At 66.4% G+C, this 26,648-nt stretch carries 24 protein-coding genes; 13 read left to right on the top strand and 11 right to left on the bottom strand.

Features of this window, described 5'->3' with window-relative positions:
* Positions 1-88: 88 nt before the first annotated feature.
* The 3 genes from B5520_RS07790 to B5520_RS07800 form a co-directional block, all read right to left on the bottom strand.
* Entirely contained in the window at positions 89-994 is a 906-nt protein-coding gene (locus tag B5520_RS07790) for a phosphatase PAP2 family protein (protein ID WP_079596514.1), read from the bottom strand.
* Positions 995-1,069: 75 nt separating this feature from the next.
* Positions 1,070-1,576 (bottom strand): SRPBCC family protein, encoded by a 507-nt coding sequence (locus tag B5520_RS07795; protein ID WP_079596515.1) that lies wholly within the window; start codon positions 1,574-1,576, stop codon positions 1,070-1,072.
* A 4-nt stretch (positions 1,577-1,580) separates the two neighbouring features.
* Positions 1,581-1,928 (bottom strand): ArsR/SmtB family transcription factor, encoded by a 348-nt coding sequence (locus tag B5520_RS07800; protein WP_079596516.1) that lies wholly within the window; start codon positions 1,926-1,928, stop codon positions 1,581-1,583.
* A 69-nt stretch (positions 1,929-1,997) separates the two neighbouring features.
* Here B5520_RS07800 and B5520_RS07805 point away from each other — a divergent pair, with 69 nt between their 5' ends.
* From B5520_RS07805 to menD, 3 genes are all read left to right on the top strand, one after another.
* Positions 1,998-3,029 (top strand): o-succinylbenzoate synthase, encoded by a 1,032-nt coding sequence (locus B5520_RS07805; RefSeq protein ID WP_079596517.1) that lies wholly within the window; start codon positions 1,998-2,000, stop codon positions 3,027-3,029.
* 149 nt (positions 3,030-3,178) lie between these two features.
* Positions 3,179-5,254, top strand: coding sequence for a PhoX family protein (locus B5520_RS07810; RefSeq protein ID WP_079596518.1), 2,076 nt, complete (start codon positions 3,179-3,181; stop codon positions 5,252-5,254).
* 228 nt (positions 5,255-5,482) lie between these two features.
* Positions 5,483-7,225: a 2-succinyl-5-enolpyruvyl-6-hydroxy-3-cyclohexene-1-carboxylic-acid synthase gene (menD, locus tag B5520_RS07815; protein WP_079596519.1), complete on the top strand. Its 1,743-nt coding sequence runs from the start codon at positions 5,483-5,485 to the stop codon at positions 7,223-7,225.
* A gap of 23 nt (positions 7,226-7,248) precedes the next feature.
* Here the strand turns inward: menD and B5520_RS07820 are convergent, their stop codons facing one another.
* The 6 genes from B5520_RS07820 to B5520_RS07845 form a co-directional block, all read right to left on the bottom strand.
* Positions 7,249-8,073, bottom strand: a complete 825-nt coding sequence (locus B5520_RS07820; RefSeq protein WP_079596520.1) for a VOC family protein — start codon at positions 8,071-8,073, stop codon at positions 7,249-7,251.
* Between the two features lie 17 nt (positions 8,074-8,090).
* Positions 8,091-9,170: an aminotransferase class I/II-fold pyridoxal phosphate-dependent enzyme gene (locus tag B5520_RS07825; RefSeq protein ID WP_368483719.1), complete on the bottom strand. Its 1,080-nt coding sequence runs from the start codon at positions 9,168-9,170 to the stop codon at positions 8,091-8,093.
* 402 nt (positions 9,171-9,572) lie between these two features.
* Entirely contained in the window at positions 9,573-10,373 is an 801-nt protein-coding gene (locus tag B5520_RS07830) for an amino acid ABC transporter ATP-binding protein (protein WP_079596521.1), read from the bottom strand.
* 12 nt (positions 10,374-10,385) lie between these two features.
* Positions 10,386-11,177, bottom strand: coding sequence for an amino acid ABC transporter permease (locus B5520_RS07835; protein WP_079596522.1), 792 nt, complete (start codon positions 11,175-11,177; stop codon positions 10,386-10,388).
* 133 nt (positions 11,178-11,310) lie between these two features.
* Complete coding sequence (locus B5520_RS07840; RefSeq protein WP_079596523.1) at positions 11,311-12,111, bottom strand: ABC transporter substrate-binding protein; 801 nt, start codon at positions 12,109-12,111, stop codon at positions 11,311-11,313.
* Positions 12,112-12,356: 245 nt separating this feature from the next.
* On the bottom strand, positions 12,357-13,733 hold the full coding sequence (locus tag B5520_RS07845) for an isochorismate synthase (RefSeq protein ID WP_079596524.1): 1,377 nt from the start codon (positions 13,731-13,733) through the stop codon (positions 12,357-12,359).
* A gap of 109 nt (positions 13,734-13,842) precedes the next feature.
* Between B5520_RS07845 and B5520_RS07850 the strand changes: the two genes are divergently transcribed.
* From B5520_RS07850 to B5520_RS07870, 5 genes are all read left to right on the top strand, one after another.
* Positions 13,843-14,634, top strand: a complete 792-nt coding sequence (locus B5520_RS07850) for an alpha/beta fold hydrolase (protein WP_079596525.1) — start codon at positions 13,843-13,845, stop codon at positions 14,632-14,634.
* 51 nt (positions 14,635-14,685) lie between these two features.
* Positions 14,686-15,462, top strand: coding sequence for a demethylmenaquinone methyltransferase (locus tag B5520_RS07855; protein WP_254865524.1), 777 nt, complete (start codon positions 14,686-14,688; stop codon positions 15,460-15,462).
* A gap of 3 nt (positions 15,463-15,465) precedes the next feature.
* Positions 15,466-16,797 (top strand): geranylgeranyl reductase family protein, encoded by a 1,332-nt coding sequence (locus B5520_RS07860; protein WP_079596527.1) that lies wholly within the window; start codon positions 15,466-15,468, stop codon positions 16,795-16,797.
* Complete coding sequence (locus B5520_RS07865) at positions 16,794-17,894, top strand: polyprenyl synthetase family protein (RefSeq protein ID WP_079596528.1); 1,101 nt, start codon at positions 16,794-16,796, stop codon at positions 17,892-17,894. The genes B5520_RS07860 and B5520_RS07865 overlap by 4 nt, the downstream gene beginning before the upstream one ends.
* Positions 17,895-18,321: 427 nt before the next feature.
* Positions 18,322-19,161: a type IV toxin-antitoxin system AbiEi family antitoxin domain-containing protein gene (locus tag B5520_RS07870; protein ID WP_079596529.1), complete on the top strand. Its 840-nt coding sequence runs from the start codon at positions 18,322-18,324 to the stop codon at positions 19,159-19,161.
* 112 nt (positions 19,162-19,273) lie between these two features.
* Here B5520_RS07870 and B5520_RS07875 read toward each other — a convergent pair whose 3' ends face one another.
* Together B5520_RS07875 and B5520_RS07880 are read right to left on the bottom strand one after the other, a co-directional pair.
* A complete protein-coding gene (locus B5520_RS07875) occupies positions 19,274-19,702 on the bottom strand; it encodes a hypothetical protein (protein ID WP_079596531.1) in 429 nt (142 codons plus the stop codon).
* 13 nt (positions 19,703-19,715) lie between these two features.
* Positions 19,716-20,384 carry a trimeric intracellular cation channel family protein gene (locus tag B5520_RS07880; protein ID WP_079596532.1) on the bottom strand — a complete coding sequence of 223 codons (669 nt, stop codon included), beginning with the start codon at positions 20,382-20,384 and terminating at the stop codon, positions 19,716-19,718.
* Between the two features lie 60 nt (positions 20,385-20,444).
* Between B5520_RS07880 and B5520_RS07885 the strand changes: the two genes are divergently transcribed.
* From B5520_RS07885 to B5520_RS07905, 5 genes are read left to right on the top strand one after another with little or no spacing between them, the layout of a single operon-like run.
* Entirely contained in the window at positions 20,445-21,326 is an 882-nt protein-coding gene (locus tag B5520_RS07885; protein ID WP_079596533.1) for a sirohydrochlorin chelatase, read from the top strand.
* 54 nt (positions 21,327-21,380) lie between these two features.
* A complete protein-coding gene (locus tag B5520_RS07890) occupies positions 21,381-23,126 on the top strand; it encodes a nitrite/sulfite reductase (RefSeq protein WP_079596534.1) in 1,746 nt (581 codons plus the stop codon).
* Positions 23,126-23,926, top strand: a complete 801-nt coding sequence (locus B5520_RS07895; RefSeq protein ID WP_254865519.1) for a phosphoadenylyl-sulfate reductase — start codon at positions 23,126-23,128, stop codon at positions 23,924-23,926. Before B5520_RS07890 ends, B5520_RS07895 begins: the two co-directional genes overlap by 1 nt.
* Positions 23,923-24,870: a sulfate adenylyltransferase subunit CysD gene (gene cysD, locus B5520_RS07900; RefSeq protein WP_079596535.1), complete on the top strand. Its 948-nt coding sequence runs from the start codon at positions 23,923-23,925 to the stop codon at positions 24,868-24,870. Before B5520_RS07895 ends, cysD begins: the two co-directional genes overlap by 4 nt.
* Positions 24,871-26,280, top strand: coding sequence for a sulfate adenylyltransferase subunit 1 (locus tag B5520_RS07905; RefSeq protein ID WP_079596536.1), 1,410 nt, complete (start codon positions 24,871-24,873; stop codon positions 26,278-26,280).
* The last annotated feature ends 368 nt before the right edge of the window (positions 26,281-26,648 follow it).

Here is a 26,648-nt window from a genome sequence, read left to right on the forward strand (position 1 = left end):
GCCCAACTAAGTAGCACTAAGTGTCGTTATGAGCCGTCAAAACGACACTTAGTGCTACCTGGTTGGGCCGCGGCTGCGGGAGGTGACCTCAGCGCCTGGGTGAGCCCCGGCGTCGGGCGGCGTAGGCGAACAGCGAGGTGGTGGCAACCGTGGCCAGATACCCGGCGATCACGATCAGCGAGATCCCGGCCCAGAAATAGTTGGTGGTGCTGGCCTCCTGCCACGGGCTGGGCGCGAGCCGGAGCAGCGAGTACGAGGCTACGGCCGCCGACGCCAGCCCGATCATGACCGGCAGCGTCAGCCAGATCCGGGCCGAGCCGATGTGGCCGCCGAAACCGTCCCACGCATTCCACGCCCCGCGCCTGACGATCAGCCATCCGGCGGGGATCATGAACGCGCCCACCAGCGAGAACGCCGCCACCACATCAGCCGGCCGGTGCCACTGGTTGATCAGGGTGGACACCCCGGAGGCGATCGCGAAGGTACCGCCCACAAAACCCGCCATCGGGCGCCAGCGCGGCGAGGCCATGAGGAACACCGCGGCGGCCGCGGACGCCGCCAGCGTGGTGTGCCCGGACGGCAGCGAGTTCAGGTCCAGCGTCACCACGCCCTTGTCCGGGCGGGCCGGGAGCAAAGCCTTCAAAACCTGGGTTGCCAGGTTGGCGCCGAGGCACGCCGCCACCGCGATGGCTGCTTCAGTCCAGCGCCGCCTGATCACCGTGACAAAGAGCACCACGACGGCGGCCATCACCAGCGAGATGGTGGGCAGCAGGTCCAGGAATCTTGTGGTCGCCTTGCCGGCAGGGCCGTGCAGCTCCACGGCTTCCACCAGGGCTGACTCGTCGATGAACTGCCCGGTGGTGGTCTGCACGAAGTAGTAGTACGTGGCCATGAGCCCTGTGACGCAGGCCAGGGTGGCAAGCACGAAGAGGAAACCCGATCCCGGCGCGGGGCGGGCTGCGGACCTGGTGGTTGCTTGCCGTGAAAGAGTCATTTGTTCAAGGATTCCACAGAAAGCTGGGACTACGCCGCAAGCACAGGCCGGTCCGCGGAACACCCGGAAAAGCAGTTACGCCAGCGCCGCCGCCAGCTCCTCGATGATCTCGAACTGCTCCCGCACGCCGCCTTCCATACCGGACTGCGCAATCATGTCGCGGACTACCCTGCTGCCGGCGTAGGTGCGGATGCTGACCAGGGTGGCGCCGCCGTCGGCATCCTCGAAGGTGACCGTATTGACCACTGCCCCCTCCTCGCTGTCTGCTGCAGTATCCGGAGCTTCCATGACCTCCGTGTGCACAATCCGTTCGTTGGGCACAATCTCGCGGTACGTTCCGTGGAAGGCCAACTCGAAGTCGCCGTGGGCCAGCATGACGTACCGCCAGCCCCCGCCCACACGGAAGTCCATTTCGACGACGGTCATCTCGCCGCGCCGGCCGGGCCACCACTTTTTGACGAGCTCCGGTGTGGTCCACGCCCTGTAGACCAGGTGCCGGGGTGCGTTGAGCGTCCGGGTGATGAGAATTTCGTTCTCGCCCGGGAGTGTGACGTTGATGGTGCCGCTGCCTGTCTGTGCCATTGCCCTAGTCCTTCTCTTGGTTTTCCTGATCCTTGAGGTCCTCCAGCACGTCCTCCAGGGCGTCCAGCCGTTCCTCCCAGAGGTGTCGGTAGCCGGCCACCCAGTCGTGGATGGGCTTCAGGGCCTGTGGATTCAGCCGGTACAGCCGCTGCCGGCCTTCACCGCGCACGTCCACCACGCCCACATCCCGCAGGACGCGCAAGTGCCGGGAGACGTGCGGCTGGGCCAGGTCCAGGAGGTCCACCAGGTCGTTCACCGGCCGTTCGCCGCCCGCCAGGACGTCCAGGATCTCCCGACGGCGGGGCTCGGCCACCGCATTGAACGCGTCCGACGTTGTTGCTGCCCGTGCCATAACCACATCATATATCCATATGTATATGCGTTGGGAGGGGTTGTCAGTCCCCACTTGTACAGTGATTCCATGCCTTCCCGCCCTGCTGTCCCTTCCGCCGGCATTCCTGGCTTTGACGAACTGCTCGCGTCCGCCCACGTGGTCAGCCTGCCCATGCGGGTGAAGTTCCGCGGCATCCTTGAGCGCGAATCGCTGCTGCTGCGCGGTCCGGTGGGGTGGGGCGAGTTCTGCCCGTTCCCCGAGTACGCCGACGAAGAGGCATCCCGCTGGCTCGCCGCCGCCATCGAGGCCGCCTGGTCCGGCTTCCCTCCGCCTGTACGGTCGGTCATCCCGGTTAACGCGACCGTCCCCGCCGTTCCGGCTGACCGGGTTCCGGACGTCCTGGCCCGCTTCGGCCGGGTGGACGCCGTCAAGGTCAAGGTTGCCGAGCGGGGCCAGACCCTTGACGACGACGCCGCCCGCCTCGCCGCCGTCCGTGCCGCACTGCCGGAAGCCGCCATCCGGGTGGATGCCAACGGAGGCTGGGACGTTCCCACCGCGGTGGAGGCACTTACCCGGCTGTCCGCCCTCGGGCTTGAATACGCGGAGCAGCCCGTGCCCACCATCGAAGGGCTCGCGGAGGTTCGCCGCTCGCTGCGGGCGGCCGGCACGCCCGTGCTCATCGCCGCCGACGAAAGCGTCCGCAAGGAGTCCGACCCCCTTCGCGTGGCACGGGCCGGAGCTGCCGACCTGATCGTGGTCAAGGTCGCGCCGCTCGGGGGAGTGCGCCGCGCACTGGACATCGTGGCGCAGGCCGGACTGCCCGCCGTCGTGAGCTCAGCGCTGGACACGTCGGTGGGCATCCGCGCCGGGCTGGCCTTGGCGGCTTCCCTTCCGGAACTGCCCTACGCGTGCGGGCTGGGTACGGTATCCCTGTTCGAATCCGACATCACCAAGGATCCGCTGGTGGCCGACGACGGCGCCATCCGGCTCCGCGACGTTGCCGCCGACGCCGGGCGGCTGTCCGAGTACGCCGCCGCACCGGAACGCCGGGACTGGTGGCTCGCGCGGCTCCGCCGCGTCCACGCATTCCTCGCTCCGCAGCAACCCTCTATCACTTAACGCGGCTTTTCCTGGGACCCTCTATCACATTTTCGCAGGTCACCATGGGTTACCGGCGGGTTTACCCTGGGTTCACCCTACTGACCACTTGACGTAGAAATCGGCTGACAGGGTGGGCGAACCGCATCGATTTTCCCTGGAAGGCCCCCATGTCTGAAACGACTGCCCGCAAATTCACCCTGCTGCCGATGCTCGGCCACACCAAGGGCAAGCGCAGTGCCGTCACCTGCGCGCTGAAATGCGACAACGCCTGCGCCGGCGACGTCTGCAACACCAGCTCCAACAGCTACTTCCGCGACATCGCCTCCGCCACCATGTCCCGCCGCGCCGCCCTGGGCTTCGGTGCCGCCGGCGCGCTCGCCGTCGTCCTCGGTTCAGCCGTGACCTCTCCCGAATCAGCCTCCGCCGCCGGCCTGTCCAAGGCCGCGAAGGAAGGCTTCGGCAAGTCCAAGCTCCAGTTCACGCCCATCCCGTCCATCGACGCCATGGTGGACGCCGTCACCGTGCCGGAAGGCTTCACCTGGCAGCCGGTCATCCGCTGGGGTGACCCCATCTTCAATGGCACGCCCGAGTTCGACATCAACAACCAGACTGTTGCAGCCCAGGAAAAGCAGTTCGGCTACAACAACGACTACACGGACATCCTGGAAATCCCGGGCAGCAAGGGCCGCCGCGCAGTCCTGTTCTCCAATCACGAATACACCAACGAGAACATCATGTTCCCGCCCACCATGCCCGCCAAGCAGATGCGTGCCGTGGGGGCAGCCGCACATGGCCTCTCAGTGGTGGAGCTGGAGCGCAAGAACAAGAACAAACCCTGGACCTACGTCAAGGGTGCGGAGTTGAACCGCCGCTTCCTGAACAACACGGTGTACGAACTCACCGGCCCGGCCGCCGGTTCAGCCTTGGTCAAGACGAAAGACGACCAGGCCGGCCGCTTCATCAAGGGAACCCTGGGCAACTGCGCCGGCGGTACCACCCCGTGGGGCACCATCCTGTCCGGCGAGGAAAACTTCCAGGGTTACTTCGTCGGCAACGGCACCTCTGACGGCGACAAGCGCTACGGCATCACCTCCAAGCCCACAGCCCGGCAGTGGGAGCTGGACGAGGACCGCTGGGACACCCGAAAGCCGGGCTACGAGAACGAGGCGAACCGCTTCGGCTGGATCGTGGAAGTTGACCCCTTCGATCCCGACTCCACCCCGAAGAAGCACTCCATGATGGGCCGCTTCAAGCACGAGGGCGCCAATGTCATCATCGCCAAGTCCGGGCACGTGGTGGCCTACTCCGGCGACGACGAGCGCTTCGACTACCTCTACAAGTTCGTGTCGAAGGACAAGTACCGCGAGGGCGACCGGGCGCACAACATGACGCTGCTGTCCGCCGGCAGCCTGTACGTCGCCAAGTTCACGGGCAACTCACCTGCCGCTGAGATCACCGGCACCGGCGCTGTTCCCGCTGACGGCGCCTTCGACGGCGTCGGCGAATGGCTGCCCCTGGTGGTGGACGGCAAGTCCGCCGTGAAGGACATGACCGTGGAAGAGGTCCTGGTGTACACCCGCCTGGCCGCCGACAAGGTTGGACCCACCAAGATGGACCGCTGCGAGGACGTGGAGCCGAATCCGTTCACGGGCAAGGTCTACGTTGCCTGCACGAACAACTCCAACCGCGGTGTTGACTCCAACGAAGGCGCCAACGAGGTCAACCCGCGGAACAAGAACCGCGACGGGCACATCGTGGAAATCACCGAAACCGGTGACCAGACCTCCACCAAGTTCAGTTGGAACCTGCTCATGGTCTGCGGCGATCCGGCGCAGGGCGATGTCACCTACTTCTCCGGCTTCCCGGTGGACAAGGTCTCGCCCATCTCCTGCCCGGACAACCTCGCTTTCGACTCCGTGGGCAACCTCTGGATCTCCACTGACGGCGCGCCCTCCGGTATTGGCCGGGCGGATGCCCTGTTCAAGGTCACCTTGGACGGCGCAGAACGCGGCAAGGTGGAGCAGTTCCTCGCCGTGCCGCGTGACGCCGAGACCTGCGGCCCCATCATTCACGATGAGGAGCGCACCGTGTTCGTCGCCGTGCAGCACCCGGGCGAGGACGGCACCTTCGAGAAGCAGGTTTCCTTCTTCCCGGACTACCTCCCGGCAGGTACCACGCCGGCTCCCGGCCAGGCCCGCGCCCCGCGCCCGTCCGTGATCCAGGTGTTCCGCACCGACGCCTAAATCCGTGCCGGGGGATTGAGCCTGTCGTTTTCAGACGCTCTCTCATCTTTCGCAGGTTTTTCTGCCACGCCCCATCACCTTCCGCTGCTTTTCCGGCGACGCCCCATCACCTTCTGCAAGGCCACGGCCGAAAGGTGATGGGGCGTTTGGGGTTTTGGTGCGAAAGGTGATGGGGCGTTTGGGGTTTTGGCGCGAAAGGTGAGAGAGCGTCGGTGATGGCAGACTGGTTTGGTGACTTCGCTGAACGACTCTGCCCCCGACGCTACGGACACCGCCCCTGAGCTGAGCGCCCTCGAGGCGGCGCGGATCGCCGTCGGAATCCTGCTCGACGGCGGTGTGCGGCACGTCGTGGTTTCGCCCGGTTCGCGGTCGGCCCCCATGGCATACGCGCTTGCGGAGGCGTCCGCGGAGGGCCGGGTGGAGCTCCTGGTCCGGATCGATGAGCGGGCCGCCGGGTTCACAGCCCTGGGGCTGGCTCTTTCCACCGGCTCGCCCGTGGCCGTCCTGACCACGTCCGGGACCGCCGTCGGGAACCTGCTGCCCGCCGTGATGGAGGCCAACCACGCCGCTGTCCCGCTGATCGTCCTGTCCGCAGACAGGCCCGACGAACTCCGCGGCACCGGGGCCAACCAGACCACCATCCAGCCGGACCTCTTCGGCGAGCAGGTGCGCTTCGCGGCCGATGTTCCGGCCGGCAGCAACCCGGAACGTGCCATCCAGACCGGCCTCTCCGCAGCCAACGGGGCCTTTCCCGACCTGCCGCCCGGCCCGGTCCAGCTCAACCTTGCCTTCCGCGACCCGCTGGTGCCGTCGCCCGAGGAGGCCCTCCCGCCGGCGGTGGAGCGGCAGCGCTACCGGATTGGCACCGAGCCGCTCGTCATGAACCTGCCGCCGGCGCCGGATGAGCTGCCGGAACGGCGGACGGTTGTCCTCGCCGGGCACGACGCCGGTCCCGTCGCCGAGGCGTTTGCCCGCGCCCACAACCTTCCGCTGCTCGCCGAACCGTCATCCAACGCCCGTTTCGGGCCGAATGCGGTGGGCCCGTACCGGCTGCTGCTGGAGCATTTCGGACCTTCTGCCGCGCACCCGATCGAGCGGGTGGTGCTGTTCGGCCGGCCCACGCTGTCCCGGCCGGTCGCGGCACTCCTTGCCCGCTCAGACGTCCAGGCTGCCCTGTACCAGCCGGTTCCCGTCGCCTGGTACGAGCCCGGCCGGCGCACCGAGCTTCCGCTGGAGAACCTGGCGGACCTCGCCGACTTCGCCGGCCGTGGCGCCGGGGCGTGGCTGGATACCTGGCTGCTGGCGGGGTCGGCGGCGCAGCATGCCCTGGACGGGGTGCTGTCCGCGGAGGCCGCGGCAACCGGACCGTCCGTGGGGTCCCTCGTCTGGCAGCACACCCGCGGCCAGCTGCTGCTGGGCTCCTCCAACGGGATCCGCGACGTTGACCTGGCCGGCCTGCCCGCCCCCGAACCTGCCGCCACCGTGTACGCCAACCGCGGCCTCGCCGGGATCGACGGCACCATCTCCACGGCCACCGGCATCGCACTGGGCGGGCGGCAGGAAACCACGGTCCTTCTGGGTGACGTCACCTTCCTGCACGACGCCGGCGGCCTGCTCCTCGGCGCGGGGGAGGAGCAGCCGGAGCTGCGGATCGTGGTGCTCAACGATTCGGGCGGCGCCATCTTCGGCCTGCTCGAGCACGGCGCCGTCGCGGAAGGCGGCCGCTACGGAGACGCCGTCGAACGCCTCTTCGGCACCCCGCACTCCGTGGACATCGCGGCACTCGCCGCGGCGTACGGCGTCGGGCATTCCGTTGTGAGTACGACGGCGGGACTCGCCGAAGCGCTCGGCCAACCGGTGGCGGGACGCAGCATCGTGGAAGTCCGCACGGACCGCCATTCGCTTCGGCAGCTCCACGGGCGGATCAAGGAAGCCGTGGCCGCGGCAGTGGGGGGAGTCCTGGCGCGTTAAGGCAGTGGATGGCGGATGAGGGACTAGCCCGTTGGCGGCGTGAACTGGCTGGCGGTGAACTCTGCCCCCTGCGGATCCCGGATCAATGCCTGACGCGTCCACCCGGTGTCCTCCTGGCTGAGGACCTGCGCGCCAAGCCGTTCGGCGTCAAGGACCGTCTGGTCCCGGTCGGCCACGGTGAAGGTGACATGCCAATGTGGAGGTTCGTTGGCGGCAGTGTCGCCGATCCAGGCGATGGCATCCTCGAAGCCGGGCGGGGCGGAGAAATCTGTCTGACGCTTCCTGATGTCCGGGTAGATGGTCGCTTCGAGGTGGTCGCCGTAGCCGGGACGTCGAATCATCAGACCGAAGCCCACGTCATCCACCTGCCATCCGAACGCGTTCTCGTAAAACGCGATGGCTGGCTCGCGTTCCGACGTGTGCAGGTCGCTGAAGTTCCAGGCCCCCGGCTGGTTGACCGCCTGCGCTCCCAAACGCCGCTTGGCCTGCCAGATACGGAACACTACTCCTTGCGGATCGGCCAGGACCGCGCTGCGCCCGCCCTCACCTGCATCTGCCGGCGGCGACAGCACTTTGGCTCCGGCTGCGGCCAGCCTGTTCACTGCAGCATCCGCATCATCTACTGCTATATAGGTGTTCCACGTCGTGGTGCCCTCGGAACCGCTGCCGATACCGCCGACCTCCTGCCCGTCGAGCCGTGCTATCAGATACCTTCCGGGCGCCCCCGGCGGCATCACGTCTTCAAACGTCCAGCCGAAGAGGCCGCCGTAGAACTTCTTGGCGGCCTCGACGTCAGGCTGTTCGGTGTCGACCCAACACGGGACACCCTGCGGGTAGGTCCGTTGCATGTTTTACTCCTGTCCCATCACGGGCGGTGCTCCTCAATCGCTTCCTTGAAGGCAGGCAGGCTGCGTTCGACCATATCGTCGTTCGCTGTCAGGGAGATCCGGAAGAAGCCCGGTGTTTCGAACAGCACGCCCGGAAATACGAAGACATCCCGGCGGGCAAGGGACTCGGTAAATGCCTCGTCGTCCGGAACGGGGGAGGGAACGTAGAGGTAAAAGCTCCCCTCCGGCGGCTGGACGCGGTATCCCATTCCGCCCAGCGCGTCGACGAGCCGGTCCCGGCGCCGCTGCAGCTGGCTGACGTCGATGGAGAACTTCTCAAGTTCGGGAAGCGCGTGCTGCAGCAGGGCGTTCGGATACACCCAGCCCATCGCCACCTGCAGGCCTGTGATGGCCGGGCGCATCGCGTCCCGGTGCGGCATGGCGGGCGGCAGCGCCAGATAGCCCACCCGCTGGCCCGGGGAGAGATGGGTCTTGCCATAGGAGTAGGCCAGCAGCGTATGCGGATAGAACTCCGCCGGGCTGTGGAAGCGCAGGCCGTCAAACACGATCCGGTTGTAGGCTTCGTCCGAGACAAGATAGATCCGCCGGCGAATTCTTGCCGAAGCCGCCTCCAGCAGATCCGCCAACCGGGCCAGCAGTTCCGGGGGATAGATCCTGCCCGTGGGATTGTTGGGCGAATTAACGATCACCACCCTGGTCCGCTCCGTGATGGCCGCCTCGATCGCATCGAGATCCAGGTCGAACGTGGTGGTGTCCACCGTGACCTTGACCGGTACCAGCCCGGCTTCGAGGATCAGCGGCTCGTAGAGGAACCAGGGCGGCAGGCTGTAGATGACCTCATCACCCGGATCAGCCACGGTTTTCAGCGCCAGGGCGATGGCGGCGAACCCTCCGGTGGTGAGGTAGATATCCTCGGTCCGGAAGGGAACGTCCAACAGCCGCTGGAGGGATTCCGCGGCGGCCTCCCGGGCTGCCTCACCGTTGGCCTGGTACGCGAACCACTGATCGTTCTTCGGGGTCAGGGCGTCTCGAAGCGTATTGACGTAGCGGTCGGGCGGCATCTGGTGGGGATTGCCGAAAAGTGAAATCACAGACATCTGACTGGCCCTTCCGGCGCAGGCTGGCGTCCGTGATGTAGGCGTCCACCCGTTGAAATGACCGGATAGAGGCCAGCCGTGCGGCGCGGTGAGATACCGCTTCGGTGGCCCAGGATGGGGTTGCCGGATCTGTCATGCCAGCGCTCCTCTCAGTGCCGGCCGGGATGGGACGGCAGCCGGATGGGCAGCACGCTGCTGAGCCAGGGCTGTTGGTGGGACCCATTCTGTTCCCGGCACCGACGGAAGTAAAGGTGCGCAGCAAAGGTGCCAGCCGCCGTCGTACGTGCCCGGACGGGCGCCGCCCAAAAACCCTCACGACGCACAAAATCCCTGGCGCTATGGATATATCCAGGCGCCAGGGAATGTGCGTGTCGATTGTGAATCAGCGGGAGTCGGAAGTGCCTACTCTTCGATCTCGATATGCGTCGGATCAAGGACGCGGCGCAGGAATTCCTTGGTGCGCGGCTGCGTGGGGGCGCCGATGACCTGCTCGGCCACGCCTTCCTCCACCACAACGCCGCCGTCCATGAACACCACGCGGTCCGCCACTTCGCGGGCGAAGCCCATCTCGTGCGTGACCACCAGCATGGTCATGCCCTCCTTGGCCAGGTTCCGCATGACGGACAGGACATCGCCCACCGTCTCGGGGTCCAGGGCGGACGTGGGCTCGTCGAAGAGCATCAGCTCGGGGTCCATGCTCAGCGCGCGGGCGATCGCCACGCGCTGCTGCTGCCCGCCGGAGAGCTGGTCCGGGAAACGGTCGGCGAGGTGGCCCAGGCCCACTCTCTCCAGGTTGTGCATGGACACCTTGTCCGCCTCGGCCTGGGACCGCTTGAGGACCTTGGTCTGGGCGATGGAGCAGTTGCGCTTCGCGTCCAGGTGCGGGAACAGGTTGAACTGCTGGAACACCATGCCCACCTTGCGGCGCATCTTGTCAATGTCCACGTCGGGGTCGGTGGCTTCAAAACCGCCTACCTGGATGCTGCCCTGGTTGGGCTGTTCCAGCAGGTTGACGCAGCGCAGAAGGGTGGATTTGCCGGAGCCGGAGGGCCCGATCAGGCACACCACCTCGCCCGGGGCCACGTCAAGGCTGATGCCTTTAAGGACCTCGTTGGATCCGTAGGACTTGCGCAGGTCCTTGATTTCCACGCCGGCGGCGTGGATGGTGCCGGTTCCGCCGGAGGAGCGTACGACGTCGTTCATTGTCTTCCCTGCCTATCGCTTGGTCCGCGCGGAGCGGCTTTCGAACTTCCGGGCCAGGAGGCTCAGGGGGATGGTGATGACCAGGTAGAAGGCACCCGCCACCAGGAGCGGCGTCAGGCCGGCGCCCAGGCTGGAGATGCCGTCGCGGCCGAACTTGGTGAGCTCGTACTGTGAGGCCGTCAGGCCCAGGACGTAGATCAGCGAGGAGTCCTTGGTCAGCAGGATGATCTCGTTGGTCAGCGGCGGCAGGACGATCTTGAACGCCTGCGGGATCACGATGGTCACCATGGCCCGCCACTGCGGCATGCCGAGCGAGCGGGCGGCCTCGAGCTGGCCTTTGGGGACAGCCTGCAGGCCGGCGCGGAGGGTTTCGGCGATGTATGCCGAGGCCACCATACCCAGCGAGATCATCACGATGACGGTGACGTTCCACGAGACGCCGAAGGCCAGCGGAACGCCGTAGCCGAAGGCGATGAAGACCAACAGGGCGGGGATGCCGCGGAAGAATTCGATGTAGCCGGTGGCGATCCAGCGGTAGAGCGGAAAGCTGGAGAGCTTCATCAGGGCCAGCAGCAGGCCGCCGGAAAGGCCCACAATGAAGCCCAGGAACGTGTAGACCAGGGTGTTGACCAGGCCGGTGACGAAGATGCCCGGGAACATGGGCCCGATCTTGGCGAAGTTGAAGACACTGTTGCCGATGGTCTCCCAGTCGGTGGCCAGGATCAGCGCGGCGACGGCCACAATAAAGATTCCGGCCTGGACATACAGGCTTACTCTGGCGCGCTGACGTGCGGTCATTGCCATGAATTGCTCACATTCGTTATGCGTGGCAGAGGCCCCGGACGGAAGCGGTACAGCTTATCCGGGGCCCCTGCTGCGTGGTTCTCAGGGCTGGAAAGGGTCCGGGGCTACCGAAGCCCCGTATCCCCGCTCTGGTTTACTTGGCGGCTTCGCCGAACCAGGTGGTCTTGAACTTCTCCAGCGAACCGTCCTCGTTCAGGCGCTCGAGCGTGCCGTTGACCTTCTCGGCCATGGCGGTGTTGCCCTTCTTGATGGAGATGCCCAGCTGCTCGCCGGTGGCGAACTCCTCAACGCTCTTGAACTTGGGGTCGTCCTTGATGGCGTAGCCGAGCACGGACTGGTTGCCCAGCGCAGCGTCGATGGTGCCAGCCTGGAGCGCCTGGACCAGGAGGCCGGTGTCCTCGAACTGCTGGGCGTCGATGCCCTGTTCCTGCGCGTAGTCGGCGCCGGTGGTGGCCTGCTGGACGCCCACCTTCTTGCCCTTGGCGTCGTCCAGGCTGCTGATGCCCGACTCTTCGCTGGCAACGAGGGCCAGGTCGTCATCGAGGTAGGGGGTGGAGAAGTCCATGACGGCCTTGCGGGTGTCCGTGATGGAGATCGAGGAGATGCCCAGGTCGCACTGGGTCAGCGCGGTGCCGGTCTCGATGGCTTCGAAGGAGCTGTCCACGATGCTGAGCTCGGCACCGAGGTCCTTGGCGACCTCCTTGGCGATGTCCACGTCGAAGCCGACGGTCTGGCCGTCCTTCTCGAACTCGAAGGGCTCGTAGGGGATGTCCGAGCAGACGGTGAGCTTGCCTGCGTTGATCAGCTGGATGCCACCTTCCGAGGCGGCGGGGGTGGAGCTGCCGCCGCACGCCGTGAGGGTGAGGGCGCCAACGGCGAAGAGTGCTGCTGCCTTGGCGGTCATTTTGGCCGTGGCCAGGGACTTGAGCTGCATAATTCTTACCTTTTGTTGCAGGGGTATGCGGTACTAAATCGGTTCATAGTGTAGCCCCGATTATGAGATGTGCATCACAGGAAACTTAGTTTCACTATTGGATAACTAAATCACATCAGAAATCAACCCGGCTGAGTGCCCGGCTGTCTCCTATTCCGGACTCTTACCCAACTGAGTAGCAGTAAGTGCCGTTTTCACCCTCCAAAACGACACTTCCTGCTACTCAGTTGGGCGAAGCGGGGGGATCAGTTGCGGATGCCCAAGGCTTCGAGCATCGGACGGAACTTGGCCCAGGTTTCAGCCAGCTCGGCCTCGGGCTGCGAGCCGTCCACTATTCCGCATCCGGCATATAAGCGCACGGTATCCGGAGCTTCGATCACAGCGCCGCGCAAAGCGATGCCCCATTCACCGTTTCCGGCAGCGTCCAGCCAGCCCACGGGCCCGGCGTACGGGCCGCGGTCCAGGTGTTCGAGTTTCCGGATCAGGGCACCGGCAACCTGCGTGGGCGTTCCGCAAACGGCAGCGGTAGGGTGCAAAGCATTGATCAGCGCGAGGCAGGTGGGCACGTGGCCTTCCACCTCTGTGAGCTCTGCCTTAACGTCTGACGCCAGGTGCCAGACGTTCGGCAGTTCGAGGATGAAGGGTTCGTCGTGAGCGTTCATCGCCTCGGAGAACGGCGCCAGCTGCGTGGTGAGCGACTGGATCGCGATTTCGTGCTCGTGCCTTTGCTTCTCGGATCCGGCCAGCACGCGCGTGGCGTAGTCCATGGGGATGCCGTCCTCGCCGTGGGCATCGCGGCGGTCGAGTGTTCCGGCCAGTACGCGCGCCTGCGCGGTCCGGCCCTCCACCTGGATCAGCATCTCCGGGGTCGCACCCACCAAACCATCAACGCCGTACGTCCAGCATTCGCGGTACCGCACCGCGAGTTCGCGCAGCACCTTCGCGGCATTCACGCCGGTGGGGACGGTGGCCACAACGTCCCGCGCCAGTACCAGCTTTTCCAGCGCCCCGGTCCGGATTTCCGCCACCCCCGCTTCAACGGCCGCCATCCAGGCTTCCTCGCTGAGGGCTCCCGTGTGCAGCGTGGCGCCGGCGGCCAGGGGGAGAGGGCGTACGACGGCGCCGCCGGCCCGGGCGGGAACCTCACCGTGGTCAGGGTTCCCGGCGGAGTCCGCTGCCGCCGCCGGCCGCCCGCCGCTCAGCCAGCGGTCCAGCGCGGCGAGGGCACCCTCTTCGGTGAGGTCGCCGTCGTCGAACGTCAGCTGGGTAAGCCAGACCTGGCCGTCCCGCACGCCCACCACGATCTCCGGCACGACCAGGCGGGATTCGTGGGCGGAGGTCTTGGAGAAGGCGAAGGAGCCGAAGGCCACCGGGCCCGTGCCAGGCAGCTCCACGGAATCGGTGATCTCGGCTTCGATGACGAGGTGCCGCCACCAGATGTCGGCTTCCAGGAAGCGCTCCGGGCCCGTGGCCGTGAACCGCGCGATCTCGCCAAAGCCCGCAAGCCCGGCCTCCCGCCGCGTCCAGCAGAGAACATCGTCCCGGACCAAGAACGAAGGCAGCCCGCCGGGGAATGCTTTTCCATCCAGGGGGATTGTCAAGGTGCGGAAGGTGCTCGTCATGATTGCCTCAACGCTACCCGAAAGTACTTAAAGGTACTTGCGAAACCGCGTACCTTGGACGCGGTCCGCTCCCGTGCCCTCTTTCACCGGCGGGGCGTACCCTTCAGCTATGGACGCGGAAGTCCGCAGGCTCACGCTCAGCACCGGTATCACCGTCCCATGCCTGATCCAGGGCGATCCCACGGCCAGGCCGCTGCTCCTCCTGCATGCCTGGGGTGAATCGCGCAGGTCCTTTGACCGCCTGGTCCCGCTGCTGCCTTGGTTCCGCACCGCCGCTCCGGACCTCCGCGGACAGGGTGAGGCCGACAAGCCACGCCACGGCTACTCCCTGCGTGACCAGGCCGGGGACGTGGCGGCCATCCTCGATGCCTTGGGGCTGGAATCGGCAGCCGTGCTCGGCTCTTCGAGCGGCGGTTATGTGGCCCAGCAGTTGGCTTTGGGCCAGCCGGGACGCGTGGATGCGCTGGTACTTGTGGGCTCGCCCCTCAGCCTTGCCGGCCGCCCGCCGTTCGCGGACGACGTCGATGCCCTGGCGGATCCGATGGACGAGGCGTGGGTGCGGCAGTCGCTCGAGTGGTTCCCCCTGCACCGGTCCGTCCCGCAGTGGTTCTTTGAGGACCGCGTCCGAGACGGCATGATGATGCCGGCGTACGTCTGGAAGGACGCGCTGCGAGGCCTCTACGAAGCCATCCCGCCCACCGAAGCAGGAACGATCAACGTGCCCGCGCTGATCCTGTACGGCGGGCAGGACACACTGCTGTCCCGGACGGACCAGACAGAGCTGGCGGCACGCATCCCGGGCGCGGAACTGAAGATCTACCCGGACGCCGGCCACCTGGTCCTGTGGGAGTGCCCTGACCTGGTGGCGGAGGATGTTAGGGCATTCCTGCGGCAGCCGTGAGTAAAACGCCCGGTGGTCCGGACGCTGCCGAACATTTGAGACAATGACATGGTGAACCGAGCATCCTTGGATAAGCGTCCGGACGAAGTAGCCACGATGTTTGACGACGTCGCACCGAAATACGACGTCGTCAATGACGTCCTCTCGATGGGGCAGACCCGCCGCTGGCGCAAGGTCGTGGTGGAAGCCATGGAGGTCTCCAAGGGCCAGCGCGTCCTGGACCTGGCCGCCGGTACCGGCACCTCCAGCGAACCATATGCCGATGCAGGCATAGATGTGGTGGCATGCGACTTCTCCCTCGGAATGCTCAAGGTCGGCAAGCGCCGCCGCCCGGACATCGACTTCATCGCCGGCGACGCCACCAACCTGCCGTTCGCGGACAACACGTTTGACGCCACCACCATTTCCTTCGGCCTGCGGAACGTTAACGAGCCCAAGAAGGCGCTGAAGGAGATGCTCCGCGTCACTAAGCCCGGCGGCCGCCTGGTCATCGCCGAGTTCTCCCAGCCCGTGGTTCCGCTCTGGCGCACCATGTACACCGAATACCTCATGCGCGCCCTGCCGGCCATCGCCGTCAAGGTCGCCTCCAACCCGGACGCCTACGTCTACCTGGCCGAGTCCATCCGCGCCTGGCCGGACCAGGACCACCTGGCCTCATGGCTCCAGGAAACGGGCTGGGAAAACGTCACCTACCGCAACCTCACCGGCGGCATCGTGGCGGTGCACCGTGCGTTCAAGGCTCCGGAATCGACGCCCGACAACGGCGCTGCCGCCATCGCTGCGCGCAAAGGCCCGGTGGCCAAGCTGCGCCGCAACATCACCCGCTGACCTGTGAAGGTACTGATTGTCGGCGCGGGTCCGGCCGGATCCACCGCCGCGTACTACCTTGCCAAGGCGGGCATCGAGGTCACGGTCCTGGAAAAGACCAGCTTCCCCCGGGAAAAGGTCTGCGGTGACGGGCTCACGCCCCGCGCCGTCAGGGAAATCCAGAAGCTCGGCCTGCCGCACCCGGAAAACGACGGCTGGCGCCGCAACAAGGGCCTCCGCCTCATTGCCGGGGGCCGCACCATCGAACTGCCCTGGCCCGAGGTCTCCGACTTCCCGCAGTACGGCCTGATCCGCACCCGCCTGGGCTTCGACGAGGAACTGGCCCGGCACGCCCAGGCAGCCGGAGCCATCATCCTTGAGCGGCACAGCGTTACCGACGCCCTCTCCAGCGAAAGCGGCCGCGTGACCGGCGTCCGCGCAGCCCTCCTGGACGAGTCCGGACGCAAGACGGGGGAGACGCGCGAGTTCAGCGCCGACGTCGTCCTCGCCGCCGACGGCAACTCCACGCGCACTGCAGTGTCCCTCGGCATCCAGAAGCGCGACGACCGTCCCCTCGGCGTGGCCGTACGCACCTACTTCACCAGCCCGCGCACTGACGACGACTGGATGGAAGGCTGGCTGGAGCTCCCCGGACGCGACGGCAAGCTGCTGCCAGGCTACGGCTGGGTGTTCGGCGTGGGCGACGGCACCTCCAATGTGGGCCTGGGCATCCTGAACTCCTCGAAGGAATTCGGCAAGCTCGACTACAAGCAGGTCCTGCGTGAGTGGACTGCCGGAATGCCCGCGGACTGGGGCTTCACACCCGAAAACCAGGTAGGCGAAATCCGCGGCGCCGCCCTGCCCATGGGATTCAACCGCACCCCGCACTATTCACCCGGCCTGCTCCTCCTGGGCGACGCCGGAGGCATGGTCTCCCCGTTCAACGGCGAGGGCATCTCCTACGCCATGGAGTCCGCGCGCTTCGCCGCCGAGTTCATCATTGATGCCTCCTCGCGCTCGGCTTCTTCGGGCGGAGCGTACGACGCCGACGCGCACCTTGGCAGGTACGCGGACTATGTGCGCCAGCAGTGGGGATCGCACTTCACCCTGGGCCGCGCGTTCGCCGCGCTGATCGGCAAGCCCGCCGTCATGAAGCTCGCGCTGCGTACGGGCATGCCCATCCCGGTGCTGATGCGGTTTGTGGTGCGGCTTTTGGCTAACCTCACCGACCCGTCGGCGAAGGGCGTCGAGGACCGGATGATCCGTGTCCTGGAATCGCTGGTTCCGGCCACATCCAATACCCCGTCTGCTTCGAACCAGCGGTATCCGCAACAAAAAGTTAGGGTTAACCCGTGACCAACCCCGCAGACCACAGCTGGACCCACGCCGGACACGGCATGACGGCCGCTGAACCTTCGCTCAACACCAGCGCCATCGCCACGGGCCTCCAACTGCCCGCGGGTTTTGCCGCCATTGCCGAGGACGCTGAACTGGGCCCGGCCATCACCAACAACCTGGCCAAGGTGGAGAAGAAGCTCCGCGAAGCCATCGCCAACTCGGATCCCCTGGCTGACGCAACGTCGCGTCACCTGGTGGAAGCCGGCGGCAAGCGGATCCGGCCGCTGCTCACCCTGCTCTGCGCCCACCTCGGCGACGCATCCCTGCCCGCAGTGGTGCAGGCCGCCGTCGTGGTTGAACTGACGCACCTGGCAACCCTGTACCACGACGACGTGATGGACTCCGCCCCGTTCCGCCGTGGCGCCCCCACGGCCCACGAAGTGTGGGGAAATTCCGTAGCCGTCCTCACCGGCGACCTCATCTTTGCCCGCGCCTCCATCCTGGTGTCCGAGCTCGGCTCCCGGGCGCTGGGCATCCAGGCCCGCACCTTCGAGCGCCTGTGCCTGGGCCAGCTGCACGAAACCGTTGGGCCGCGTCCGGACGAGGATCCGGTGGCGCACTACCTCTCCGTGATCGCCGACAAGACCGGATCGCTGGTGGCCGCTTCCGGCCAGCTGGGCGCCATCTTCGCCGGAGCTGATCCCGAATTCGAAAATGTGCTCGTGGAGTACGGCGAGAAGGTGGGGGTTGCCTTCCAGCTCGCGGACGACGTCATCGACGTTACCGGCGTCAAGGTGAAGTCCGGCAAGTCGCCGGGAACCGACCTGCGCGAAGGGGTGCCCACCCTGCCGGTGCTGCTCTTGCGCAAGGCTGCCGATGACGGCGACCAGTCCGCCGTCGAACTTCTCCGGCTGATCGACGGCGACCTGACCTCCGATGAGGCATTGGCCGAGGCTGTTGCCGGACTGCGCGAGCACCCCGTGACTGCAGAATCCTGGGTGGTTGCGCGCCGCTGGGCCAATGAAGCGATTGCCGCGTTGGCCCCGCTGCCCGAAGGCGTGGTCAAGGATTCGCTGTCCAACTTCGCCCTGGCCGTGGTGGACCGCGCCAGCTAGCTTTCTCTGGACATGTCGAAGCCCGGCTCCCCCCAGGCGCCGGGCTTCTCCATGTGCGGCGCCGCCGTCCCGTTCGCCGGGGCGCCTGTTAACGGGATAGCCCCGGTCCGCAACAACAATACGAGTCATATGTTGCTGTGAACCGGGGCTATCTCTCCGTTCGCATCAGACCCGCCGGAGGCGTTTAGCGGATCCGGAAATAGTCTATGACAGGTTTGTCACAAGACGCAAGTCCCTTGTTACTGTCCGTGTCAAAAACTTTCCGCCGCTGGATCTGGAGCCGTCGTGGGGCACTTTGAAGGCCTATGGCGGGATTTGGCGGCAAAGTCGCGGCGTGTCCGCGTCGAAGTGCCCCGGGACGGGCGGGTTGTCCACATGAGGCCGCTTCACACTGCTCCTGGTATGAGCTTCGCGCCACTGTGAATTCATGGACATCGAAACCTTTCTACGGCGTCGGGGCGGCGTTGCCCGGACTGCCCGTCTCCTGAAAGCCGGCTACTCACGAACACGGCTGGACAAGGCACTAGGTGCCCGGCAAATTGTCCGGGTCCGGCGGGGTGTCTACAGCCTGCCGGACGAAGCCGGAGCCCTCGGGTTGGCGCTGCAGCACAATGCCCTACTGACTTGCCTGTCCGGCGCGCCCCTCTACCAGCTGTGGACGATGCAGGAGGCAGACAAGGTCCATCTGAGTCCGGGCCACAAAAAGACCGTGCCCGGAACGTTGACCCACGGCCGCATACTCCATCCTGTGCACCCCTGGCTGCCTGTCGCAGGTTTGGCCGACGTCCTGATCCATGCCTTGCACTGCCTGCCCGAGGTCGAGGCCTTGGTTATGGTTCAAAGCGCGGCACAGCGGGGAGACATCACCCTCGACTTCCTGCGCCGCAAGCTTCCCGGAAACCGTAATGCCCGCGCCCGCTCAGTTCTGGATTATGTGATCCCACGGGCGGACTCTGTTTTGGAGGTCCTGGCCAATTACCACTTCAGCCGGGCGGGGCTTCATGTCCGGAGGCATGTCCAGATTCCAGAAGTGGGCGAGGTGGATTTCCTGGTTGAGGAATGCCTGGTTGTGGAGACCGACGGGGCCACGCACCTGGAGCCCAACCAGGTCAAAAAGGACAGGACGCGCAACAATGCCACGGTGATTGGCGGCCGCCTCTGCCTGCGGTTCGGCTATGCCGACGTCGTCCATCACCCGGAGCGGATGGTGGCCCAAGTGTTGGCGGTGCTCGATCAGAGCCGGCGGGGAGCTTTTAGCGGCCGCTGAGTACCGCCGTCGTGGGGCACTTTGGCCGCTGCAGGCCGAGGAACGGACCCGATATCCCGCGTGTCCGTGTCAAAGTGCCCCAGCAAGGCCGGAGGACCGAAGCAGAGGAGCCCTAGTCCTCTTCGTCGTCCTCGAAGGCCCACTCGAACATGTCGAACACGAACTCGGAGAAGGTGCCTTCTTCGGACTTCCACTGGCCGCGGGCGTTGTTGCGGCGGTACACGATGGGGTCCGGGATGCCGAGGTCGCCCACACGGAAGCCCCAGGTGAACTGCTCTTCCTCGTCCTCGAGGAACATGAGGAAACCTTCGTCGTCCACCTCGAGCTCTTCGGGGTCCCAGAAGTAGTGGTAGGCCTCCATGAGGTCCTCGCAGCCACCCAGGGCGAGGTAGAACTCCCGGAGGACCAGGGGGATCTGGAACTGGTGCTCGGCCAGGGCCTTGTCCAGCTCCTCTTCGGACAGCCCGTCCTCTTCCTGCCATTCATCCTCGAGATACTTCGGAACAAGCGAGCGGAACTTCTCGAGGAACATGTCAGTCATGCTCATATCCTAGCTAATTGCGGACCCTCGCTTCGCCGCCGTCAGGGCCCGGCCGGTGCCACCCCTGGACCGCCAGCGGCACGTACCAGGACCGGCGCCACGCCACCACCCGGAAGGCAAAAACAACAGCCGCAACCAGGCACGCAGTGACGGCATTAAATGAACCCGTCACCCACAGCACCGAGGTAAGGGTTGCCCCGCTGAAGGCCGGCAGCGCATACAGATCCCCGGCATCAAACAGCTGCGGCACCTCGTTGGCAGTAATATCCCGCAGCAGCCCGCCGCCCACCGCAGTAGTGACGCCCAGCAGGACTGCCGCAAGCGGGTTCATTCCCAACGAAATCGCCTTCAGGGTGCCGGTGATGCAGAACAATGCCAACCCGCCGGCGTCGAACAGGACCAAAAGCGAGGTGAAACGCTGGACGCTGGAGTACAGGAAATACACCAGCACCGTTGCCAGCAGCGGCGGCACCAGGTAGGCCGGGTTGGTGAAGGCGGCCGGAACGGTGTTGAGGATGATGTCGCGGATTACGCCCCCGCCCAGGGACACCAGCGAGGCCAAAAGGAGCGAGCCCAGGATGTCGAACCGCTTGCGTGCCGCCAGCAGGGATCCCGAGACGGCAAAGAAAAAGATGCCGGCCAGGTCCAGCCATACCAGGGCGATGTCAAAAGGGAATGTCATGGAGCGTCCCGGCAATTCAAAGAGGGCGGACAGGGCGGCTCCAACGTTACGCTAGCCCCTATGAACAGCCCCATCATGATCGCCTGCGCCCATGGGACGTCCAACACACAGGGAGCCGCGGAGGTCAACGCCCTGCGCGCCGGCATCGCCGCCCTCCGCCCCGGCCTCGACGTCCGGGAAGCGTACGTGGACGTCCAGCAGCCCGACCTGGTGGACGTGGTGGCGGGCCTGCCGGAGGGGGAGTCCGCCGTCGTGGTGCCGCTGCTGCTGAGCGTGGGCTACCACGTGAAGGTGGACATCGCGCGGGCAGTCAAGAGCCGCCCGGGCAGCGCGGCGGCCGCACCGCTGGGCCCGGATCCCCGCCTGGCGGCACTGCTCGACCAGCGGCTGCGCGAAGCCGGGGTAACGGACAACGACGTGATCGTGCTGGCCGCTGCCGGTTCGTCCAACCCCAACGCCGCGCTCAGCGTGGAGGAGCTGCTGGGCCAGCTGCAGGAGCTGCGGTCCAACCGGATCGTGGCCGCCTATGGTGCCTCCGCCAAGCCTTCCGTGCCCGACGCCGTCGCGATGCTTCGGGAGGAACTGGAAGGCGGTGCCGGCGCGGGGGAGTCCGCGGGAGCGGTCGACGTCGGCGGGCGCGTCGTGATTGCCTCATACCTCCTGGCGCCGGGCTTCTTCCACGACCAGCTCGCCAAAGCGGGCGCCGACCTCATCACCGAGCCGCTGCTGCCGTCCCCGGTGCTCGCCGAGATTGCGTTGGAACGGTACGACGCCGCCGTCGCGAAGGCCCGGGAAGCCGCCGCAGCAGCGCCGGCTGCGCAGCCGGCGAAACCGAAGGTTAAGGGCCCGGCGGAAGCCGCCGCGGACCGCCCGTCCGATGCACAGCATGAAGGCTTCTTCAAGGCCGTCCGGCGTTTCGTGACGAAATATTTCCCTAGGTGACTTAGCGTTTCCGGGCCTTTGTGACGCAATTCGGGCGGGACCTACAGTCGATGCATGACTGATACAGCTCTAGCCGGAGCGTCCGCGGACTCCGCTGCCCCTAAGCGCCCCGCCCGCCCTGCCCGTCCCGCTGCAAAGCCGCACGGGCAGTGGAAAGTGGACGGCAAGACGCCCCTGAACGCCAACGAAACCTGGAAACAGGAAGACGACGGCCTTAACGTGCGCGAGCGTATCGAAACCATCTACGCCAAGGAAGGCTTCGACGCCATCCCGGGCCAGGACCTGCACGGCCGGTTCCGCTGGTGGGGACTGTACACCCAGCGCAAGCAGGGGATCGACGGCGGCAAGACCGCAACGCTGGAGCCGCACGAGCTCGAAGACAAGTACTTCATGCTCCGTGTGAGGATCGACGGCGGCGCGCTCACCACCGAGCAGCTGCGCGTCATCGGCCAGATCTCCGTGGACTTCGCTCGGGACTCCGCCGACCTCACGGACCGCCAGAACATCCAGCTGCACTGGATCCGCGTGGAGGACATCCCCGAAATCTGGAACCGCCTGGAAGGTGTTGGCCTGTCCACCACCGAGGCCTGCGGCGACGTTCCCCGCGTGATCCTGGGCTCGCCCGTGGCCGGCATCGCCAAGGACGAGATCATCGACCCCACCCCGCTGATCGCCGAGCTGGGGGAGCGGTTCATCGGCAACCCGCTGCTGTCCAACCTGCCCCGCAAGTACAAGACCGCCATCACCGGGCATCCGAGCCAGGACGTGGTCCACGAGATCAACGACTTCGCCCTCGTGGGTGTGCGCCACCCCGAGCTGGGCATCGGCTACGACCTCTGGGCCGGCGGCGCGCTGTCCACCAACCCCATGCTCGGCAAGCGCCTGGGCGCCTTCGTGACTCCGGAGCAGGCCGCGGATGTGTGGCTCGGCGTCACCAGCATCTTCCGCGACTACGGCTACCGGCGCATGCGCACCAAGGCCCGCCTGAAGTTCCTGATGGCCGACTGGGGACCGGAGAAGTTCCGCCAGATCCTGGAGGACGAATACCTGGGCTACAAGCTGGCCGACGGCCCCGCCGCGCCCAAGCCCACCACCCCCGGCGACCATGTGGGCGTGCACGAGCAGAAGGACGGCAAGTTCTTCATCGGCGCCACGCCGGTGGCCGGCCGCCTGTCAGGGGCCGCCCTGGTCAAGCTCGCGGACACCCTTGAGGCCCGCGGCTCCTACCGCCTGCGCACCACCCCGCACCAGAAGCTCGTTGTCCTGGACGTCGAGAAGGACCACGTGGAGCCCCTGGTGGCCGAGCTCGACGCGCTGGGCCTGTCCGCCCGCCCGTCCGTGTTCCGCCGCGGCACCATCGCCTGCACCGGCATCGAGTACTGCAAACTGGCCATCGTGGAGACCAAGCACACCGCCGCCACCGCCGTTGCCGAACTTGAGCGCCGCCTGGCCGACCTCGCCGAATCCGGCGAGCTGCCGCACGCGCTGTCCCTGCACATCAACGGCTGCCCCAACTCCTGCGCCCGCATCCAGACCGCGGACATCGGGCTTAAGGGCATGATGCTTCCCACGCCCGACGGCGACCCCTCCCCGGGTTTCCAGGTCCACCTGGGCGGCGGGCTGGCTTCCAGCAGCCGCGAAGAGGCCGGCCTGGGACGCACCGTCCGCGGCCTAAAGGTGTACGTGGACGACCTGCCCGACTACGTTGAGCGCGTTGTCCGCACCTTCGTTGCCCAGCGCGCCGAGGGCCAGACCTTCGCCGAATGGGCCCACGCAGCAGACGAGGAGGCACTCCAGTAATGAGCAAGCACGCACTCGGAGTAGACCCTGTGGTTGAGCCGGCTGAGGCAAAGGCGACGGTGGTTGAGCTTGTCGAAACCAAGGCTGCCGAAACCCCCAAGCTCCGCTCGAAGGAAGAGCTGAAGGCCCTGGCCGAAGCCGGCGCCGCCGAGCTTGGCTGGGACGCCCCAGCCCGCGACGTCATCGCCTGGGTGGAGCGCAACTTCGACCTGCCCGCCGTCGCCGTCGCCTGCTCCATGGCCGACGCCGTCCTGCCGGCCCTGGTCGCGGACCAGATGCCCGGCGTCGACGTCCTGTTCCTGGAGACCGGCTACCACTTCCCGGAAACCTACGCCACGCGTGACGAGGTGGCCGCAAACCTCCGCGTCAACGTGGTGGACGTGCGCCCCGAGAACACCGTGGAACAGCAGGACCGCCTCCTGGGCAAGGACCTCTTCGCCCGCGACGCCGCCCAGTGCTGCGCCCTCCGCAAGGTGGCCCCGCTGCGCCGCACCCTGTCCGGCTACGAACTCTGGTTCACCGGCGTCCGCCGTGACGAGGCACCCACGCGCACCAACACCCCGCTGGTCACCTGGGACGAGGCCAACGGCCTGGTCAAGGTGAACCCGGTGGCCGCGTGGACCTTCGACCAGCTGGTCCAGTACTCGGACGACAACCTCCTGCCCGTCAACCCGCTGCTTTCCCAGGGTTACCCCTCCATTGGCTGCCAGCCCTGCACCCGGAAGGTGGCGCCGGGCGACGACCCCCGCGCCGGCCGCTGGGCAGGGACCGACAAGACAGAATGCGGACTACACGTATGAGCACTTCCCTAACCGAGGAGACCACCCAGGTGACTGAAGCCGCCGTTTCCACGCGCCTCTCCAGCCTGGACACCCTTGAGTCCGAGGCCATCCACATCATCCGCGAGGTTGTTGCCGAGTTCGAGAAGCCCGCGCTGCTCTTCTCCGGCGGCAAGGACTCCGTGGTGATGCTGCACCTGGCCACCAAGGCATTCTGGCCCGGCAAGGTCCCGTTCCCCGTGCTGCACGTGGACACCGGCCACAACTTCCCGGAGGTCATCGACTTCCGCGACCGCACCGTGGAGCGCCTGGGCCTGAGGCTCGTGGTCGGCTCCGTGCAGGAGTTCATCGACCGCGGCGAGCTCGCCGAGCGTGCCGACGGCACCCGTAACCCGCTGCAGACCGTCCCGCTGCTGGACGCCATCCAGCAGAACAAGTTCGACGCCGTGTTCGGCGGCGGCCGCCGCGACGAGGACAAGGCCCGCGCCAAGGAGCGCATCCTGAGCCTGCGCGACGAGTTCGGCCAGTGGGACCCGCGCAACCAGCGCCCCGAGCTGTGGAACCTCTACAACGGCCGCCACACCGTGGGCCAGCACGTCCGCGCGTTCCCCATCAGCAACTGGACCGAGCTGGACATCTGGCGCTACATCGAGCGCGAGAACATCGAGCTGCCCGGCCTGTACTACGCCCACGAGCGCGAGGTTTTCGCCCGCGACGGCATGTGGCGCGCAGTGGGCGAGGTGTCCCAGCCGCTGCCCCACGAGGAAGTCATCACCAAGACCGTCCGCTACCGCACCGTGGGCGACATGTCCTGCACCGGCGCCGTCGAGTCCGACGCGTACACGGTGGCCGACGTCGTGGTTGAAGTCGCTGCCTCCACCCTCACCGAACGTGGCGCCACCCGTGCAGATGACCGCATCTCCGAGGCAGCCATGGAAGACCGCAAGAAGGACGGGTATTTCTAAATGAGCACGATTTCCGAGATTTCGACAGGCTCACTCACCGAAGGCCTGCCCACTACGCTCTTCCGTTTCGCCACCGCAGGATCGGTCGACGACGGCAAGTCCACTTTGGTGGGCCGCCTCCTTCACGATTCCAAGGCAATCCTGGCTGACACGCTCGACGCCGTTGCCCGCACCTCCGCAGACCGCGGCTTCGGCGGGGAAAAGGGCGGCATCGACCTGGCGCTGCTGACCGACGGCCTGCGTGCCGAGCGCGAGCAGGGCATCACCATCGACGTGGCCTACCGCTACTTCGCCACCGACCGCCGCAGCTTCATCCTGGCCGACTGCCCCGGGCACGTGCAGTACACCAAGAACACGGTGACGGGCGCGTCTACTGCGGATGCCGTCGTCGTACTCATCGACGCCCGCAAGGGTGTGCTGGAACAGACCCGCCGGCACCTGTCCGTGCTGCAGCTGCTGCGTGTGGCGCACGTGATCGTGGCCGTGAACAAGATCGACCTGGTGGACTTCAGCGAGTCCGTGTTCCGCGAGATCGAAGCCGACGTGCAGCAGGTGGGCCGCGAGCTGGGCCTCGGCTCCGACGGCATCGCCGACCTGCTGGTGGTACCCGTTTCGGCGCTCGACGGCGACAACGTGGTGGAGCGCTCGGAGCGGACCCCCTGGTACACCGGCCCGGCTCTGCTTGAGGTGCTCGAGACCCTGCCCGCCGCCGACGAGCTGGAAAGCCACCTTGAGAGCTTCCGTTTCCCGGTGCAGCTGGTCATCCGTCCGCAGGGCGCGCTGGCTCCCGACGCTGTGGCCGCCGGCCTGGATGTGGAGGCTTACCGCGACTACCGCGCGTACGCCGGCCAGATCACCGAAGGTTCCGTCAAGGTGGGGGACAAGGTCTCCGTGCTGACACCCGGCCAGGACCCCCGCACCACCACTGTGGTGGGCATCGACTTCGCCGGCGCCTCGCTGGAGGAAGCTGCCGCCCCGCAGTCCGTGGCCATCCGCCTGGCGGAGGAGTTCGACGTCGCCCGCGGTGACACCATTGCTGCTGCCGGCACCGTCCGGGAAGCGTCAGCCGACCTGTACGCGGCCCTGTGCTGGCTGTCCCCGAAGCCGCTCCGTGAGGGCCAGAAGGTGCTGGTGAAGCACGGCACCCGCACGGTGCAGGCGCTGGTCCGCAACGTGTCCGGCAAGCTGGACCTCGCGTCCTTCAAGCTGGAGCCCGCCTCGAACCTGGAACTGAACGACATCGGCCACGCGCAGCTCCGGCTCGCCGCGCCGCTGCCGCTCGAGAACTACCTGCACCACCGCCGCACCGGCGCGTTCCTGGTGATCGACCCGCTGGACGGCAACACGCTCGCCGCAGGCCTGGTCAAGGACCACCCGGGCGACCACGAGGACGAGCGCTACAGCATCTGATTTTCGCCGCCGAAACCGCGGCTTGTTCGCGAAACCTAACCTTCACGGTCCGGTTTCGCGAACAAGCCGCGGTTTTGCCGTTTCTACCGCGCTGCAAGACTACTTTGCTCGCAAAATCGATACCTCCAGGGAACGAATTTGCCAACAAAATGCAGCATCCGTGTTTGGTTATGTATGGTCTCGGATGGTTGTAGGGTCAAAACCGAGTAAATGCTGGACTTGATTGCGACGGCACACCCAATGGATGCCATTGCCCCTGGTTTGCATAAACATCTTTCCGTCCTGTCCGTTTGAGTTGCACCAAGGACAGTCAGCCACCCATCGTGTTGAATAGACGGTGCCATCCTGTGTCTTCTCGTAGACGGATC

Source organism: Arthrobacter sp. P2b (assembly GCF_900168295.1).
Lineage (GTDB): Bacteria > Actinomycetota > Actinomycetes > Actinomycetales > Micrococcaceae > Arthrobacter.

What these genes read in the sequence shown, in the direction of transcription:
- cysD (WP_079596535.1), top strand. Translation starts at nt 23,923, where the DNA reads ATGAGCACTTCCCTAACCGAGGAGACCACCCAGGTGACTGAAGCCGCC.
- B5520_RS07885 (WP_079596533.1), top strand. Translation starts at nt 20,445, where the DNA reads ATGAACAGCCCCATCATGATCGCCTGCGCCCATGGGACGTCCAACACA.
- B5520_RS07850 (WP_079596525.1), top strand. Translation starts at nt 13,843, where the DNA reads ATGGACGCGGAAGTCCGCAGGCTCACGCTCAGCACCGGTATCACCGTC.
- B5520_RS07840 (WP_079596523.1), bottom strand. Translation starts at nt 12,111, where the DNA reads ATGCAGCTCAAGTCCCTGGCCACGGCCAAAATGACCGCCAAGGCAGCA.
- B5520_RS07835 (WP_079596522.1), bottom strand. Translation starts at nt 11,177, where the DNA reads ATGGCAATGACCGCACGTCAGCGCGCCAGAGTAAGCCTGTATGTCCAG.
- B5520_RS07805 (WP_079596517.1), top strand. Translation starts at nt 1,998, where the DNA reads ATGCCTTCCCGCCCTGCTGTCCCTTCCGCCGGCATTCCTGGCTTTGAC.
- B5520_RS07825 (WP_368483719.1), bottom strand. Translation starts at nt 9,170, where the DNA reads ATGTCTGTGATTTCACTTTTCGGCAATCCCCACCAGATGCCGCCCGAC.
- B5520_RS07905 (WP_079596536.1), top strand. Translation starts at nt 24,871, where the DNA reads ATGAGCACGATTTCCGAGATTTCGACAGGCTCACTCACCGAAGGCCTG.
- B5520_RS07820 (WP_079596520.1), bottom strand. Translation starts at nt 8,073, where the DNA reads ATGCAACGGACCTACCCGCAGGGTGTCCCGTGTTGGGTCGACACCGAA.
- B5520_RS07875 (WP_079596531.1), bottom strand. Translation starts at nt 19,702, where the DNA reads ATGACTGACATGTTCCTCGAGAAGTTCCGCTCGCTTGTTCCGAAGTAT.
- B5520_RS07795 (WP_079596515.1), bottom strand. Translation starts at nt 1,576, where the DNA reads ATGGCACAGACAGGCAGCGGCACCATCAACGTCACACTCCCGGGCGAG.
- B5520_RS07830 (WP_079596521.1), bottom strand. Translation starts at nt 10,373, where the DNA reads ATGAACGACGTCGTACGCTCCTCCGGCGGAACCGGCACCATCCACGCC.
- B5520_RS07890 (WP_079596534.1), top strand. Translation starts at nt 21,381, where the DNA reads ATGACTGATACAGCTCTAGCCGGAGCGTCCGCGGACTCCGCTGCCCCT.
- B5520_RS07800 (WP_079596516.1), bottom strand. Translation starts at nt 1,928, where the DNA reads ATGGCACGGGCAGCAACAACGTCGGACGCGTTCAATGCGGTGGCCGAG.
- B5520_RS07810 (WP_079596518.1), top strand. Translation starts at nt 3,179, where the DNA reads ATGTCTGAAACGACTGCCCGCAAATTCACCCTGCTGCCGATGCTCGGC.
- B5520_RS07845 (WP_079596524.1), bottom strand. Translation starts at nt 13,733, where the DNA reads ATGACGAGCACCTTCCGCACCTTGACAATCCCCCTGGATGGAAAAGCA.
- B5520_RS07895 (WP_254865519.1), top strand. Translation starts at nt 23,126, where the DNA reads ATGAGCAAGCACGCACTCGGAGTAGACCCTGTGGTTGAGCCGGCTGAG.
- B5520_RS07790 (WP_079596514.1), bottom strand. Translation starts at nt 994, where the DNA reads ATGACTCTTTCACGGCAAGCAACCACCAGGTCCGCAGCCCGCCCCGCG.
- B5520_RS07870 (WP_079596529.1), top strand. Translation starts at nt 18,322, where the DNA reads ATGGACATCGAAACCTTTCTACGGCGTCGGGGCGGCGTTGCCCGGACT.
- B5520_RS07880 (WP_079596532.1), bottom strand. Translation starts at nt 20,384, where the DNA reads ATGACATTCCCTTTTGACATCGCCCTGGTATGGCTGGACCTGGCCGGC.